Below are 15,666 nucleotides of genomic sequence, written 5' to 3'. Positions count from 1 at the left end.
TTATAGCCCCCTTTCCTTGATCCACTCTCGAACTTTAACGCCCGATTCAAGACCATTGACGCCAGAAGTCACAATGCGATCGCCATCGTTCAATCCAGAGACTATATGACGTTTTTCATCGATGACAATGGCAACATTTTCAACAATGCCGTCGCTATTCACACGCCACACAGAGACATCATCTCCGTCGGTCATCATTGCCGACGTTGGAATTTTGGTGGCAGCCGCTAACGATGAAACGAGATTTACCGTGCCAGACATTCCGGGCAAAATACCCACATCGGTTGGCCTTTCCATTACCATGGTGACCTTGTATGAACCTGTTTTCGGGTCGGCTTCGGTATCCACTTCTTGGAAGGTTAAAACGTAAGAGTTTTCAGGAAACGCATCAAAAACCATGGTTGCATCTGTCTCGAACCCTGATGAAAAGCGCGTAATAAGTTGGTCGGGTAATAAGAAGACGACTTTAAGAATTTGATTGGTTTGAATGTTCATCACGCCTTGTTTAGCCGCAATGTATTCATGGTTTTCAGCCGGAATAATAGAAATCGTTCCATCGTAAGGCGCAACAAGAGTGGTATAGCGAAGGTTTGCTTTGGCTTGATTAAGCATCGCTTTAGCAGAATTGTGATTGGCTTTCGCTTGGTCGAAATCTTGCTCAGATACGACTCGGTCTTTACGTAGCTTAATCGAACGTTGGTATTGAACGTCAGCAAGCTTAAAGTTGGCTCTTGCTTGCTTCTCTAACAGCTGATATTCGTCGGGATTGAGCGTTGCAAGCCCTTCACCTTTACTGACCTTTTGACCAGATGTTACATCGATAGTCTGAAGTAGCCCTGGAACACGAAATGCCAGTACGGCTTTGTCACCCGCTTCAGTGGTGGCAGGAAAGCTACGTTCAAAGGCATTACTACCGACGGAAACGGTGAAGAGTTTGGCGGGTCTAGAATCAGGTTCAGGTACGGGAGGAAGCTCCTTACCACACCCAGACAACCCAGCTAAGGCTGTCAATAGGACAACGGAGGCTCTATACATTGGTGATCATCCATATCTATAAATATTTTTATAACATAGATTAATCACATGTAACTTACCAGTTATCGTAAGATTTATTTAGACAAAATTATTAAAAAAAATAACGGCTTGGAATAAATTTTCCTAAACCGTTATCTAATCTTTTTTAGACTTATCGTTACATGTTCTTAAATGCCCGGTCCACTTTGAACGTGTCGGAGGTCACATAAGCTTCCATGTTGCGGACACTGGTCTCTAACTTCTGGAAATCACCCTCTAAAGTGCCCAGTAACGACTCTGCCGTTTGCCCTTTTTCCCAAGGCTTTTGCTTGAGTGTGTGCTCCTGCTTGGCTTTCATCTCATCAACATAATGAGGTGGTTGTTTTTCAAGCATAAATGTCAAAGCTAAATACGCTAATAACACCAGAAAGCTACCACCCAGCAGTGCCGCAGAGATAACTAAGATGCGAACCAACCATACTTCAAGGCCAAAGTAGTTCGCTAACCCTGCACACACACCAGACAATTTGCCGTTAATCGTGTCGCGATACAGTTCTCTACTCATAGTTTCGTCTCCAGTTAGGCGACTCCGCATCCAGTATTTTTTCTAGCGTTTTCACTCGGTCTTGCATGGATTCGGCTTGCGCAGAAAGCTTATGCAAACGTTGAAGATCCGTTTCAGAAAGACCATTGCTGGATTTCTTCTTGCTGCGGTAATGTAAGAATAACCATAGCGGTGCCACGAAGATTAAAAAGACAATCAGTGGACCTGCAATTAGAAATGTTGACATAGACAACTCCTAAATTATTTATCGCGGTTTTCAACTTGTTGCTTCAGTTTCGCTAGCTCTTTTTCGATTTCATCTTGAGCTTGTAGCTCGGCAAATTCTTGGTCTAAAGATTTTGCGTTGCCAGTCTTAGCGTAAACGTCCGCTTCAGCTTCTAATTCATCCACTTTACGCGAGAATTGTTCAAACTTCGCCATTGCTTCGTTGGTTTTGCTTGAATGCAGATGTTTTTGAACATCACGACGATTGCTCGCTGCATTATTACGAATCATTAATGCTTGCTGCTTTGCGCGAGTTTCTGCAATTTTGGTTTCAAGCTTGCCGATCTCACTGGTTAGCTTTTCGATGGTTTCATGAACCAAAGTTTGCTCGGTGTGAAGGCTCTTGATGATGTCTTCAAGTTTTTGCTTTTCGATTAGCGCCGCTCTTGCCAGATCTTCACGTTGCTTAGTCAGTGCGAGTGTCGCTTTGTTTTGCCAATCTAGAATCTGAGTTTCGATAGCTTCAACTTTACGTGCTAACTCTTTCTTATCTGCGATTGCTTTTGCTGAGTTAGTACGAACCTCAACCAGCGTATCTTCCATTTCTTGGATAATCAGGCGAATCATCTTTTCAGGATCTTCAGCCTTATCTAATAGTGCACTGATGTTTGAATTTACAATGTCTGCAAAGCGAGAAAAAATACCCATGAGGAACTCCTTAATTACAATGATGGCAAATGCGTTTCAAATCGTTGTGCGACTTTATCAATCCACTTGCTCAAAAATTTACGTTTGTTGTTAAACCTACCATAAGTAATCCAAGTAGCGTGCCAACTTTTAATCCATTTATTATCAGTTACTTACAATAAAATGGTGATTAACCCGAACCATGCTATGATGAATTTAGCCAAGTATTGGTATTTTTCACCACTACGACTCTTACATGACTATCTCCAGCGATCAATTCATACAAGGACGCGCTATGCAGCAGAACCTCATTGGTGAATCACCTAGCTTTCTCTCTGTTTTAGATAAAGTATCCCAACTCGCACCAATAGAAAGACCCATTCTGATCATTGGCGAGCGCGGCACAGGTAAAGAGCTCATCGCACAAAGACTGCATTACCTTTCAAGACGTTGGGATCAACCTTTGATCTCATTGAACTGCTCAACCCTCAGTGAAGGTTTGATTGATTCTGAACTGTTTGGCCACGAGTCAGGGTCGTTTACGGGTTCGAAAGGTCGTCATCATGGCCGTTTTGAAAGAGCAGAAGGCGGTACACTGTTTCTGGATGAGCTGGCGACCACTCCCCTTGCGGTTCAAGAGAAGCTATTGCGGGTTATTGAATACGGGCAATATGAACGTGTCGGTGGGCAAAAGGCGCTAAGTGCCAATGTAAGACTGGTGTGTGCAACCAATGCCGACTTACCAGACATGGCATTAAAGGGCGAATTCAGGGCTGACCTATTAGATAGACTGGCGTTTGACGTCATTACTATCCCTCCTTTGCGTGAGCGAAAAGAAGACATCATGCTACTGGCCGAGTACTACGCCATTAAGATGTGTCGTGAATTGGAATTGGAGTTGTTCGTTGGCTTTGCCCCTTCTGCCGTTGAATCGCTTTTAGATTATTCTTGGCCAGGGAATGTACGAGAGCTCAAAAACGTCATTGAGCGAGCTATCTATCAGCACGGGAAAGATCCATATCCTATTGAATATTTGGTATTTAACCCATTTAAGCCCGCATGGAAAACAGAGCAAGATTCCTCTCCGGAAACTGGCAATGAGCCGTCTAACAGCCATACTTCATCAGAGAGCTTGTTTTCTTTGCCGCTTGATTACAAAGCATGGCAAGAACAACAAGACATCAAGCTACTCAACCAAGCCCTCAAACAGAGCAAATATAACCAGAAACAAGCCGCAGAATTACTTGGGTTAACCTACAACCAATTACGTGGAATGGTGAGGAAGTACGCGATTGTCGGACAAGCTAACGATAAATAGCTGTCCACACTTGATTATTATTTGGAGCCGAATAAATAAAATGTTAAATTGTCCGGATCTTGAGGCTCCTCTAACGCCTCGTTTCGAAAAGTATTTCTTTTTATGAAAGCACTAATAAGACTATCACTGAGCATCTGCACGCTGAGCTTTCTCGCTGGATGTGGTGAGAGTGTGAATCACGAGCAAATCCGTGAAAAAGGCTTCATTTATTGCGGCCAAGGTAATCCTAGTACCTTCAACCCACAGCTGGTTGATAGTGGCATTACCGCAGAATCGCTGAGTCCTCAAATCTTCGATACACTGCTCACTCTTGATCCGATGACGTACCGACCAAAACAGAACTTGGCGACAAGTTGGTCTGTTGATAAATCAGGTACAGAGTACACGTTCAAACTGCGCCCAAATGTTGCGTTCCAAACGACAGACTGGTTCACCCCTACTCGTAGCATGAACGCACAAGATGTGGTGTTTAGCTTTGAACGTGTCATTGATAGTTCAAACCCATTTCATTATGTGGGTGGTGGCCTATATCCGTGGTTTGCCGGAATCGACTTCAAGAACCTGATTGTCGATATCACCGCAGTCGACGACCTAACAGTGAAATTCCAATTAAGTCGCCCAGACAATTCATTTCTCAACAATATCGCCACCAGCTATGCAGTCATTCACTCTAAAGAGTATGCCAATAAGCTCATTGCTGCGGATGAGAAAAATCGAATCGATTCCAACCCTGTCGGCACTGGCCCTTTCTACTTAGATGAATACCAAATCAACGACCTAGTGCGCTTGAAAAAGAACAAGCACTACTGGAAGGGTGAAGTACAAATGGACCAAGTTGTGTTCGATACTTCGCAACGTGGAACAGGCACACTTGCCAAGCTTCTTCGCAGTGAGTGTGACGTGCTCAATTCTCCGATTTCTAGCCAAATCCCTATTATTCAGGCTCATGAAGAGTTGAAGATCTCTGCCACTCCGGCGGTTAATGTCTCTTTCATCGCGCTGAATACTGAGCACCCTGCACTGCGTGATTCTCGAGTTCGTAAAGCGCTCAATTTAGCCATCAATCGTCAGAACATTCTTGATTCTGTGTATTACGGTACAGGAACCAAAGCCTACACTTTACTTCCTCCTACTTCTTGGGCTCACCAAAAAGATAGCGTTCAAGTTCGCTACGACCGAAACTATGCAGTTGCGCTTCTCAAAGAAGCTGGCGTTGAGCCTGGGTTAGAGCTTTCAATGTGGGTACCACTAGAGCCACGCGCATACAATCCAAGTCCAAGAAAAACGGCAGAACTGATCCAAGCAAACTTAGCCGATATTGGTATTGAATTGAAACTCTATACCGACGACCGATTTGACCGCACACAGTTGTCCTCTATTTCCTCAACAGACTTGTTGCTTACAGGCTGGATAGGCAATACCGGTGATCCAGACAACTTCTTGCGCCCTCTGCTCTCATGCAGCTCTGAACGTGCAGGGTTAAACGTCTCGATGTGGTGTAATTCAGACTTTGATTTCCTTCTCGACTTAGCATTAGAGATCAATCAACAAAGGCACCGTGTGAACTTGTACCGACAAGCCCAAAACATTCTCAATGAAGAAGTTCCTGTGATTCCTCTGGCTCATGGTGTGCAATTTCGCGTGCACGATCGTTCGCTAACAGGCTTTCAAGCAAGTCCTTTCAATGCCCAACCTTTTGATCAAGTCAGAAGAGAGGTGCACTGATGTTTTGGTATACATTAAGACGTGTAAACTTATTCGTTATTACGCTAGGGATTCTGACCTTGGTGGGTTTTTCCCTGCTTCGATTAGACCAAACCTCACCTTGGGCAATTCAAGATTTTTGGCCCGGTTGGATTAGCTATATCACTGAATTATCGACGCTAAACTTTGGCCTAAGCAAACACGGTGTTCCTATCATCGATGAATTGGTCGTGGTGTTCCCTGCAACGCTAGAGCTGTGCTTCTTTGCCTTTGTGTTGGCACTCATCATCGGTATCCCTTTCGGCACCATTGCTGGAATGAGACAAGGTAAGTTTGTTGATACCACCATATCGTTCACCTCAATGGCCGGTTACTCTGCGCCTATATTTTGGGTCGCGTTACTGATGATCATGGTGTTTTCACTGCACTTTGAGATGTTCCCTGTTGGTGGCCGATACGACCTACTTTACGAAATTGAACACGTGACTGGCTTCGCGATGATTGACGCCTTTTTTGCCGAAGGCCGCTACCGTGCGCACGCACTACAAAGTGTTATCGAGCATATGGCGTTGCCTTGTCTTGTTTTAGCACTGGCGCCAACGACTCAGGTCATCCGATTGATGAGAGCGTCAGTAGCTGAAGTAATGACGCAAAACTACATCCGTGCAGCACGAATTAAAGGTCTTTCAACGAGAGAGATCATCACGCAGCACGTGCTAAGAAACGCGATACCTCCGATTATTCCAAAGGTCGGCGTTCAACTATCGAGTATGTTAACGCTTGCTATTATTACCGAGTCTATCTTTAACTGGCCGGGCATTGGTCGCTGGTTATTGGATGCCTTATCGAATCAAGATTACGTTTCAATTCAAGCAGGCGTAATTGTGGTAGCAACCTTGGTTTTAACCGCCAACATTATGTCCGATCTACTGGGCGCGATGATCAATCCACTGGTAAGGAAGGAATGGTATGCTAACAAATAACGTCTACCAAGAAGAACAGATTCCAACCCAGTTCGAGCGTTTCTGGCGCAGCTTCCGTAGCAATAATCTGGCTATGTTTGGCTTGTGGTGTTTGGTGCTTATCATTCTGGTCACCGTCACTTCACCCTGGCTAGCCCCGCATGATGCTCAAGAACAAACCGGTCACCTATTAACGCCGCCCTCTTGGGATCCAGCGGGAACGGTTGAATACTTTCTAGGTACGGATGACTTAGGCCGAGATATTCTCTCTCGCTTGATCATTGGCTCTCAGCTGACGTTTGGCGCCGCAGTGGTAATTACCTTTATCGCAGCCGTCATTGGTTGTCTGATTGGTGTACTTGCTGGTATGACTCGTGGGTTACTTTCAAGCACACTAAACCACCTGCTTGATACCGTTATGTCGATTCCATCTCTTCTGCTGGCGATTATCTTCGTGGCATTCCTTGGCTTTGGTGAGTTTAATATCTTGCTCGCCTTGTGCTTGGCACTGATCCCGCGCTTTATACGCTCGGTGTACATTGCCGTGCATGCTGAAGTAGAAAAAGACTATATTCTGGCTTCTCGCCTTGATGGTGCGAACGATTTTTACCTGCTTTGGAATTCAATCCTTCCGAACATTCTTACCGTGATCGCACTTGAAGTTACACTGGCACTGTCAGTCGCAATTCTTGATATCACGGCCTTGGGTTTCCTAGGGCTTGGCGCTCAAGCACCGAGTACCGAATGGGGCTCAATCTTGGGTGACTCGGTCGAGTTGATTTACCTTGCGCCATGGACAGTTACCCTACCCGGCTTAGCTATTATGTTTACAGTGATCGTGATTAACCTCGTCGGTGAAGGTGTTCGCCAAGCGCTAAATGCAGGAATCGAATAATGCCGTTACTTGATATTCGACATCTAACCATCGAGATTGAGACCCCTCAAGGGATGGTTAAAGCGGTAGATCGAATGAGTATTACCCTCAATGAAGGGGAAATTCGTGGCTTAGTAGGTGAATCAGGCTCAGGTAAGAGCTTGGTTGCGAAGGCTATCGTCGGAGTATGTAAAGAAAACTGGAAGGTTTCTGCAGACCGAATGCGCTTAGGTAATATCGACCTACTGCAACTGACGCCGAAAGAAAGGCGCCGAGTGATCGCCCGCGATATCGCAATGATCTTCCAAGAGCCATCGACCTGTCTTGACCCTTCTGAAAAAGTAGGCAACCAACTCGTTGAAGCGATCCCTTCCCATTCGTTTGAAGGTCGTTGGTGGCAACGATTTAAGTGGCGTAAGAAGCAAGCGATCGCGTTACTGCACAAAGTCGGCATCAAAGACCACTCTCGCCTAATGGACAGTTACTCTTATGAGCTGACAGATGGTGAGTGTCAAAAAGTGATGATCGCAATGGCGATCGCTGCCAAGCCAAAAGTCTTGATTGCTGATGAACCGACCAACGATTTAGATCCGATTACACAGTCTCAAATATTGCGTCTGTTGAGTCGTATGAACCAGATCAATAACACCACCATCGTGTTGATCGGCCATGACTTAACCACCATTACCCAATGGGCAACCCGCATTACCGTGATGTACTGTGGTCAATCGGTAGAATCTGCTGATACGCCGAAGTTGTTGGATGCACCTAAGCACCCATATACTGTTGCTCTGCTAAAAGCGATGCCAGATTTTAACGACTGGATTCCCCACAAAGAAAAACTCCAGTCTTTGCCAGGGTCAATTCCACCGCTGCAACATCTTCCTATTGGTTGTCGATTAGGGCCTCGCTGCCCATACGCGCAAAGGCAGTGTGTCGAGATCCCACACACTAAACGCATCAAGAACCATAAGTTTAACTGTCACTTCCCTCTGAATATGGAGAAGAAAAAGAAATCATGAGTGCATTATTAGAAGTCAGTGATTTGTCTAAAGACTTTACGACTCGCTCTGGTCTTTTCCGTAAAAAGATTCATCAGGCGGTGAAGCCAGTTAGCTTTTCGCTCGAGGCAGGCCAGACGATTGGTTTTATTGGTCAGAATGGTTCTGGCAAATCTACATTAGCAAGAATGCTCGCAGGCATGGTTGAACCAACCGCAGGCGAAATCCGCGTGAATGGCGAAAAGCTAGAACACAAAGACTACTCGACTCGTTGTAAGCTGATTCGAATGATCTTCCAAGATCCCAACACATCGCTTAACCCGCGTATTCAGATCGGTCGAATTCTTGAAGGTCCATTAAAGCGAAACACCAATATGCCACCAGAAGCCCGTATGCGTCGTGTGAAAGACACACTACTGCGCGTGGGCCTTCTACCGGAACATGCTTACTTCTACCCTCAGATGCTTGCAGCGGGCCAAAAACAGAGGGTTTGTTTGGCTCGTGCCTTAATACTTCAGCCATCCATCATTGTTGCTGATGAAGCTTTAAATGGTTTGGACATGGCAATGCGCTCGCAAATCATCAATCTGTTCTTAGAACTTCAAGAAGAGATGGGCGTATCGTTCGTTTATGTATCTCAACACCTCGGTATTGTGAAGCACATTACCGACAAGATCATTGTCATGCACGAAGGCAATGTGGTTGAGAGTGGGGAAACGGATCAAGTGTTGACCAATCCAACTCACCAAATCACCCAAAGATTAGTTGAGAGCCATTTCTCCAAAGCGCCGAACCACTAATCTGTAATCACGCTAAATTCAGCAGAGGGGAAAAGTATGTATCGAACAGCTTCAATGCTTCCCCTCTTGTTGGTACTGCTTTCCTTTAACGCGACAAGCACACCGCTCACATGGCTAGATAGAAGCTTCGTCGAAACTGCCTTTTATAACGTCGCGCTTCAACACGAATACTCCCAAGGCAGCAAACCGCTCGCCAAGTGGAAACAACCTATCAAGATTTGGATCGATCATAGAGTGGGCGATGAGGAACTGCATCAAGAGCTCACAGAGCTTCATATCAAACACTTATCTGAAGTCACCCAGCATCCGATAACAATCGTCAGTAAAGAGTCCGAAGCGAACGTTAAATGGATATACACAAGGCAGAGTCAGTGGATATCTGAGGCGAAATCGGTGCTCAAGCTCAAATCGACTCAGCATTTAAATAGCGCCATCTGTACGGCGGGTTATCGAACCAATTCTAAAGGTGAGATTGTTTACGCTGGGATTGTAATCCCGGTTGATCAGGCCAGATCGCGAGGTAAGCTGGTCGCCTGTATCGTGGAAGAGATCACACAGGTTCTCGGCCTGCCGAATGATTCAGATAAAGCCTACCCTTCTATTTTCAATGACCATACGCCAGAAGACTTATTATCGCCCTTAGACGTAGTGCTACTGCAACTGCTGTATGAACCAGAACTGAAAGCTGGAATGACAAAATCTGAAGTAAAACCTATCGCTCGAAAGATACTCAAGAGATACAGCAAAACAGGTGTGCTTCAACAAGCTTCTAAAGCCGCACAGCAAGCGCCTTTGTATCAGTTGATTGGGTATTGAAGAAAATACGTTGAAACAACTTAGATGGGATAATTGAATGATAGCGCTGCCTAAGAAAGGCAACGCTGACTTACGATGTTACTGTATTACGAAAGAACTAGCGCTTAGCTGCCTGCTTTTTCAATTCGAAGTCGAACTCATCCGGAAACAAGATAACGCCTTCTTCTTGCTCGTTCGGGAATACTACAACAGCAAGTTCGTCGTCTTCTAGACCGTTCGTCCAGCGACTGTGCCATTTGTTCAACGAAATAGACTCAGCTTTACACTCAGACCAATCACCCGTTGCCCATGATTCGGCGAACTCTTGGTTTGGCCATACTGGAACACAGTCTTCATCTTCTGTGTTCAGCATTACACAACCGTGTTCATCGGTTAAGATCCATACTTCACGGTTTGCTACGATTTCTTTCACACAGTATTTCAGGCGTTGCTCGCCCGTATACTTGTTGATTTCAGCGATTTTTTTATCGTCTAGCTGTGTAGTCATCTTAATTTCCTACTTTAGTCAGTAACTTTGCTCTTAAAGCTATTTTATGCCGAGTGTTTTTAACTTCAAACATTATCGATGAAGAAGAAAGTCTACTTCAAAGAAAAACGCCTGCTAAATAAGCAGGCGTTTAATATTAAGCGACTTGATTAAACAAGCTCACCTTGTAGCCAAGGCCAGCCTTGCTTCTTACGGCTTAGTGTATTTTCCATCATCAATACGCCGTCTTTCTCGTGCTTAACCAGTTTCTCAGCCCACTCACCTTTGTAAAGAAGGCGAGTTTGCGCAGTAGTGATGTCAGTTAGCATTACCGCAGCAAATGCTAAACCATCTTTCTCACAACGCTCTTCAAGATCAGCTTCTAGAGCTTCAATCATGCCGTCTACTTGCTCAAGAGTCGCAAGTTCAACTTGACCAACAACAACATCACGACCGTTGAATGGGTAGCCTTTAAGGTCTTTTTCTACTAGCTGTGCAGCAGATAGGCCTTCGATGTTTGTCTTAGCGATTAGAAGCGCTTTGATGAATGCATCAACGTCAGTTACGCCAGCAATTTCAGCAAGCTCAGCAACCGCGTCTTTGTCTTTTTGAGTACATGTTGGAGAAGCGAAACCCACTGTGTCTGAAAGAATTGCAGACATCATTAGTTTAGCGATTTGTTGAGAGATTGCGTGACCTTCAATCTTGAACATGTTGAAAAGTACAGTGTTTGTACAACCAACAGGCCAGATCCAAGCTTCCATTGGGTTTACTGTCATCACATCGCCTAGACGGTGGTGATCGACAATACCTACGATCTCTGCTTCAGCAACATCGTCTGGTGCTTGTGCTAGATCTGAGTAGTCTACTAGCCAGATTTTCTCACCAGCAACAGAAGTACGAAGCTCTGGTTTTTCAGCGCCAGCAACTTCTAGAATGTGTTGAGTTTCGCGGTTGATCTCGCCTTGGCGAATTGGTGTCGCTTCCTCGCCACGAGCTTTAAGAAGCTCTGTTGCAACTAACGCACTACAAATACTGTCACTATCAGGGTTTTTGTGACCAACAACTAAAATCATGTTTCTTCCTATTACACTAACAATTATGACTCTACCTTTAGAGCCTCTCTTTATTAGCCATACTTTACCTCATTTTTTTAGATTGGTCATGTTTCGTAGGTTTAGCCAATAATAACAATAGATAAAAAAACAACAAATGCAATTGATAATTATTATCATTCGTATATATTTATCTTAAGCCACTATTGTTGAGTAACACCTATGGATCGACTAATCTCTTTTTTGCCAAGCAGCAGCGCTGCGAAAACAACTCAGTTTTCACTCTCATTTAAGCGCCTGCTTTTACCCATCTCACTAGCAGCATTGGTTGCAGCCCCGGCTACACGAGATCTGACGGTGACCACGCTGTCAGATGCCTTCTGGGCAGTGTCTTGCTACGTTGCTTTAACTTTGGCTATTTACCACGGGTTAAGCCTTTACATCAACAAAGACAATGTATTCAACAAGCTTGTACATCAGTCTCGTTCAAACCAAGTGGTGTTTGCCGCTTTGATGGGCGCACTGCCCGGTTGTGGTGGTGCGATTGTGGTTACTACACAGTTTATATCCGGCAAACTTGGGTTCGGCGCGGTTGTTGCTGTACTTGTCTCTACCATGGGCGATGCTGCCTTCTTGTTGATAGCAAGTGAGCCTAAAACCGGTTTAGCTATGATGGCGATGGGCGTGATTGTGGGTACAGCGTCAGGTCGAATCATTAACCTATTCCATGCCGATGACTTCTTACGTCCAAAACAGGCTGAGCAAAATGAAGCCGTTCGCAGTTGCTCATCTCAATCCCAAGACAAAGAATCCGTCTCTAAAAAGGCGATCAACCTGCAAGGCTACCTATGGTCTGTGCTGATTATTCCCGGTGCTGCGGTGGCTCTACTTGGCTCTTTTCAAGTCGATGTCAACGAGTTGCTCGCGTTGCCTGAAATGTCGATGGAATGGGCGGGAACAATCTTACTGATTAGCTCAATGTTTCTATGGGGTCTGACCCGCGAAATTGAGGATTACAAATCAGCTGTGAGTGAGGACGAAAAATGTATGGGCTCTCATCCACTGCAAAAGACCGCTCAAGATACAAACTTTGTTACCGCTTGGGTGGTGGTTGCCTTCCTTTTCTTTGAGTTCGGCTCTGTAATAGCAAATGTCGATTTTGCGACGCTATTCTCAAGCTGGGGCATCATGCTCCCCCTGGCTGGCGTGTTGATGGGTTTGCTACCGGGCTGTGGACCACAATTATTGGTCACTAGCTTATACCTTTCAGGCGCACTACCACTTTCGGCTCAGGTAGGTAACGCAATTTCAAATGATGGTGATGCACTATTTCCTGCGATTGCGATGGCACCGAAAGCAGCACTGGTCGCAACCTTGTATTCAAGTGTGCCCGCTTTAATCTGTGCTTATGGCTATTGGTTTATGTTTGAGATCTAACGTGATCAGACTTAACTCCATAGGCTTCTGTAAGGTCGGTACTTTGTATCGGCCTTTTTGTTTCCGTCAGCCTAAGTCTTTCCACAGTTTTTTTGACCTTCCCTTCCTGATCCACTGTTTCTACTACTGCTCTCAAATAGCACGTTACAGCCTGTCTCAAAAACGCCCTCTATTAGCCCTGTACAATGCTTATTTAGAAACACCAACACAGATATCAAAAATACAAAAAGCCCCTGTAAGAGTACTTACAGGGGCTTTAATTCAAGCTTTAATCTTAGCCTTTAAGCGAGATGCTTAAGAAACTTCGATTGGACCACCGAATGAAGTTACTGGAGGCAGTTTGCCTTGGAACTTCTCGAAGTCTACCAAACATGTGTTTGCTGACGTTGCTTGAGCAAGTTCAGACGTACCGATATCTTGAGTCAGTGTGTTTGGATCGCCGTATGTATCTAGCGCGCCCACTTTCTCGTTGATCGGACCGTACCAAGCACCTTCTTCGATACGAACAACACCAGGAGCATAGCTATCCATTAGAACAGCACCCGCTAGTAGTTGACCACGGTCGTTGAACACACGTACTACATCGCCATCTTTGATGCCTTTCTTCTTAGCATCTACTGGGTTGATGTAGATTGGCTCACGGCCTTGTACCGCGTAAGTCGCACGCCACTCTTCAGATTCACACATCTGAGAGTGAAGACGCTTGTCTGGGTGACAAGATTGTAGCCAGTATGGGTGTTTGTCAGAGCCTGGACCACCGTGTGAACGTTCAGATTTCTCGAACCACATTGGGTGTTCTTGACAGTGCTCGTAACCCATGTTGCCAACAGTACGGCTTGTGATTTCGATGAAACCAGAAGGAGTACCTAGTGCGTTGATCTCTGGATCTTCACGGAATGAAGCGTGGCGAGTCCATGGCTTACCTTTACCGAAGTCTAGGAAACCTTTCTCCCAGAACTCAGCAAACTCAGGCATTTCGAAGCTGCCTTCGTTTGAAGCGCGACATTCGTCGTACAGAGATTTAACCCACTGCATTTCGTCCATACCACGCGTGTAATCGTCGTAGCGACCCCAACGCTTAGTCAGGCTAGACATGATCTCGAAGTCAGTCTTAGACTGGAACAGAGGATCCACTAGCTTGTGCATTGCGATCAAACCACGACCAGAGTACGCACCGTAACCATCGATATCGTTACGTTCCCACTGAGTACAAGCTGGAAGAACAATATCAGAGTGACGACAAGTTGCAGTCCAAGCGAAATCAACAGCCACTACAGTTTGTAGGCTCTTGAATGCTTTACGCATCTTGTTGCGATCTTGGTGGTGGTGCCACGGGTTGTTACCACTGAATACCATCATCTTGATGTCAGGCAGTGTCACTGTCGCGCCGTTTGCTTTGATCTTCTTACCTGGCTCTAGCAAGCTATCTACCCAACGAGCAACAGGGATTACGCGGCTGTAACCGTTGTAATCTGTGTTGGTGTACTTAGGCGTTTGACCTTGGTCGATGTTCAGCGGGAAAGAACCCGGAGCAGCGAAGCCAGTTGAAGATACACCGATACCAGAGTAGTGGTGACCGTAAGAGATACCACCGCCCGGAAGACCAATTTGACCAACCATTGCTGCGATAACTGCACACATCCAGTAAGGCTGTTCACCGTGCTCTTGACGTTGGATACTCCAACCAACAAGAATCTGTGTACGACCGTTAACCAGCATCTTAGCGAAGTCACGGATAGAGTCCGCGCTTGCGCCACAGATAGCAGAAGCCCACTCAGGAGTCTTCTCAACTTTATCTTTCGTTTCACCTTGAACGTACTTGATGAAATCTTCAAAACCTAGACAGTAAGTTTCGATGAACTTCTTGTCGTATAGGCCTTCGTTGTAAAGAACGTGAGCAACACCAAGCATGAACGCCACATCAGTTTGTGGGTTGATGTACATTTGCTCGTTTTCTAGGTAACGACCTGTTTTGTTTTTAACAGGGTCAACAGAAACAACGTTGATCTCTTTCTTAGCAACTTTTTCTTTCAGCTGTTCTAGGTATGCGAACGACTCGTGAGTCTCACATGTCCAACCTACTTGAAGGTTTTTAACTGGATCGTTACCCCAAAGAACAATGTTGTCACTGTTTTCTAGGATAAGTTCCCAAGATGTACCTTGAGCATATACTTCAGTAGAACCTAGCACGTAAGGCATGATCGTTTGACCAGCACCTGTCGAGTAGTCACCGATTTTCTTCACAGAGTAACCGTGAAGTGCCATTGCACGTTGCATGTGGTTAGTACAGCTGTGGAACTGACCCGTTTGTCTCCAACCAGTTTGACCTGTGTGAAGCGCCCATGGACCGTAATCTTTCTGTACGCGTTCTAGTTCGCGGTAAACAAGGTCTAGTGCCTCATCCCAAGTCACACGAATAAAGCGGTTGTTACCACGCGTATCTGCGCTGTATTTATGCTTTTTCAACCAATCCAGGCGAACCATTGGGTAACGCACACGTGATGGGCTGTAGATAATACCTTTAATACCTTTCAGCATCTCTGTTGGGTGCTGATCGATTTCTAGAGGTTTAATTTCTTGTACTTTACCCGCGTAAACGCGAGCTCGGAATGCACCCCAGTGAGAACCAGAGACTTTCCACGCGCCGTCTGTTTCTGCAGCTGATGCTGAAGCCGACGCCAATAAGCTTGGACCGATAACCGATGCCGCACTTGTCGTCGCGACACCTTTCAGAAAACTTCTTCTTGTAATTGCCATTGTGTT

The 15,666-nt window shown here is 45.5% G+C and carries 15 protein-coding genes; 8 read left to right on the top strand and 7 right to left on the bottom strand.

The annotated features are described in order from the left end of the window. The 4 genes from MSG34_RS11980 to pspA form a co-directional block, all read right to left on the bottom strand. Nucleotides 1-1,035, bottom strand: a complete 1,035-nt coding sequence (locus tag MSG34_RS11980; RefSeq protein WP_248337553.1) for an efflux RND transporter periplasmic adaptor subunit — start codon at nt 1,033-1,035, stop codon at nt 1-3. Between the two features lie 157 nt (nt 1,036-1,192). After that, nucleotides 1,193-1,579, bottom strand: coding sequence for an envelope stress response membrane protein PspC (gene pspC, locus MSG34_RS11975; RefSeq protein WP_029405576.1), 387 nt, complete (start codon nt 1,577-1,579; stop codon nt 1,193-1,195). Then, nucleotides 1,572-1,805, bottom strand: coding sequence for an envelope stress response membrane protein PspB (pspB, locus tag MSG34_RS11970; RefSeq protein WP_004734605.1), 234 nt, complete (start codon nt 1,803-1,805; stop codon nt 1,572-1,574). The genes pspC and pspB overlap by 8 nt, the downstream gene beginning before the upstream one ends. A 14-nt stretch (nt 1,806-1,819) precedes the next feature. Continuing rightward, complete coding sequence (pspA, locus tag MSG34_RS11965; protein ID WP_010440091.1) at nt 1,820-2,491, bottom strand: phage shock protein PspA; 672 nt, start codon at nt 2,489-2,491, stop codon at nt 1,820-1,822. A gap of 274 nt (nt 2,492-2,765) precedes the next feature. On the opposite strand from pspA, the gene pspF reads away from it, so the two are divergent. The 7 genes from pspF (at nt 2,766) to MSG34_RS11930 (ending at nt 9,945) form a co-directional block, all read left to right on the top strand. Then, nucleotides 2,766-3,788, top strand: a complete 1,023-nt coding sequence (gene pspF, locus MSG34_RS11960) for a phage shock protein operon transcriptional activator (RefSeq protein WP_248337551.1) — start codon at nt 2,766-2,768, stop codon at nt 3,786-3,788. Between the two features lie 102 nt (nt 3,789-3,890). Continuing rightward, entirely contained in the window at nt 3,891-5,513 is a 1,623-nt protein-coding gene (gene sapA / locus MSG34_RS11955) for an ABC transporter substrate-binding protein SapA (protein ID WP_248337549.1), read from the top strand. Beyond that, nucleotides 5,513-6,475, top strand: a complete 963-nt coding sequence (locus MSG34_RS11950; protein ID WP_048614483.1) for an ABC transporter permease subunit — start codon at nt 5,513-5,515, stop codon at nt 6,473-6,475. The genes sapA and MSG34_RS11950 overlap by 1 nt, the downstream gene beginning before the upstream one ends. Further along, nucleotides 6,462-7,349, top strand: a complete 888-nt coding sequence (sapC, locus tag MSG34_RS11945) for a putrescine export ABC transporter permease SapC (protein ID WP_017065331.1) — start codon at nt 6,462-6,464, stop codon at nt 7,347-7,349. Before MSG34_RS11950 ends, sapC begins: the two co-directional genes overlap by 14 nt. Then, the gene (locus MSG34_RS11940) at nt 7,349-8,350 is read left to right on the top strand and encodes an oligopeptide/dipeptide ABC transporter ATP-binding protein (protein ID WP_017060305.1); all 1,002 of its coding nucleotides are present in this window, start codon (nt 7,349-7,351) and stop codon (nt 8,348-8,350) included. Before sapC ends, MSG34_RS11940 begins: the two co-directional genes overlap by 1 nt. Then, nucleotides 8,347-9,129 carry an ATP-binding cassette domain-containing protein gene (locus MSG34_RS11935; protein ID WP_017060304.1) on the top strand — a complete coding sequence of 261 codons (783 nt, stop codon included), beginning with the start codon at nt 8,347-8,349 and terminating at the stop codon, nt 9,127-9,129. The genes MSG34_RS11940 and MSG34_RS11935 overlap by 4 nt, the downstream gene beginning before the upstream one ends. A gap of 36 nt (nt 9,130-9,165) precedes the next feature. Next, on the top strand, nt 9,166-9,945 hold the full coding sequence (locus tag MSG34_RS11930) for a DUF2927 domain-containing protein (RefSeq protein ID WP_061039418.1): 780 nt from the start codon (nt 9,166-9,168) through the stop codon (nt 9,943-9,945). A gap of 97 nt (nt 9,946-10,042) precedes the next feature. Here MSG34_RS11930 and MSG34_RS11925 read toward each other — a convergent pair whose 3' ends face one another. Together MSG34_RS11925 and MSG34_RS11920 are read right to left on the bottom strand one after the other, a co-directional pair. Beyond that, nucleotides 10,043-10,432 (bottom strand): DUF2750 domain-containing protein, encoded by a 390-nt coding sequence (locus tag MSG34_RS11925; RefSeq protein WP_004734596.1) that lies wholly within the window; start codon nt 10,430-10,432, stop codon nt 10,043-10,045. A 149-nt stretch (nt 10,433-10,581) separates the two neighbouring features. Further along, nucleotides 10,582-11,487: a manganese-dependent inorganic pyrophosphatase gene (locus tag MSG34_RS11920; RefSeq protein ID WP_248337547.1), complete on the bottom strand. Its 906-nt coding sequence runs from the start codon at nt 11,485-11,487 to the stop codon at nt 10,582-10,584. 201 nt (nt 11,488-11,688) lie between these two features. Here MSG34_RS11920 and MSG34_RS11915 point away from each other — a divergent pair, with 201 nt between their 5' ends. Further along, on the top strand, nt 11,689-12,903 hold the full coding sequence (locus tag MSG34_RS11915; RefSeq protein WP_248337545.1) for a putative manganese transporter: 1,215 nt from the start codon (nt 11,689-11,691) through the stop codon (nt 12,901-12,903). A 294-nt stretch (nt 12,904-13,197) separates the two neighbouring features. Here MSG34_RS11915 and torA read toward each other — a convergent pair whose 3' ends face one another. Further along, the gene (gene torA, locus MSG34_RS11910) at nt 13,198-15,660 is read right to left on the bottom strand and encodes a trimethylamine-N-oxide reductase TorA (protein WP_052879880.1); all 2,463 of its coding nucleotides are present in this window, start codon (nt 15,658-15,660) and stop codon (nt 13,198-13,200) included. Nucleotides 15,661-15,666 lie beyond the last annotated feature (6 nt).

It is taken from the genome of Vibrio sp. 1CM2L, from assembly GCF_023161695.1.
GTDB lineage: Bacteria > Pseudomonadota > Gammaproteobacteria > Enterobacterales > Vibrionaceae > Vibrio > Vibrio coralliirubri.
Note: the sequence above shows the minus strand (reverse complement) of the source record. Positions and strands in the feature narration are given on the sequence as shown.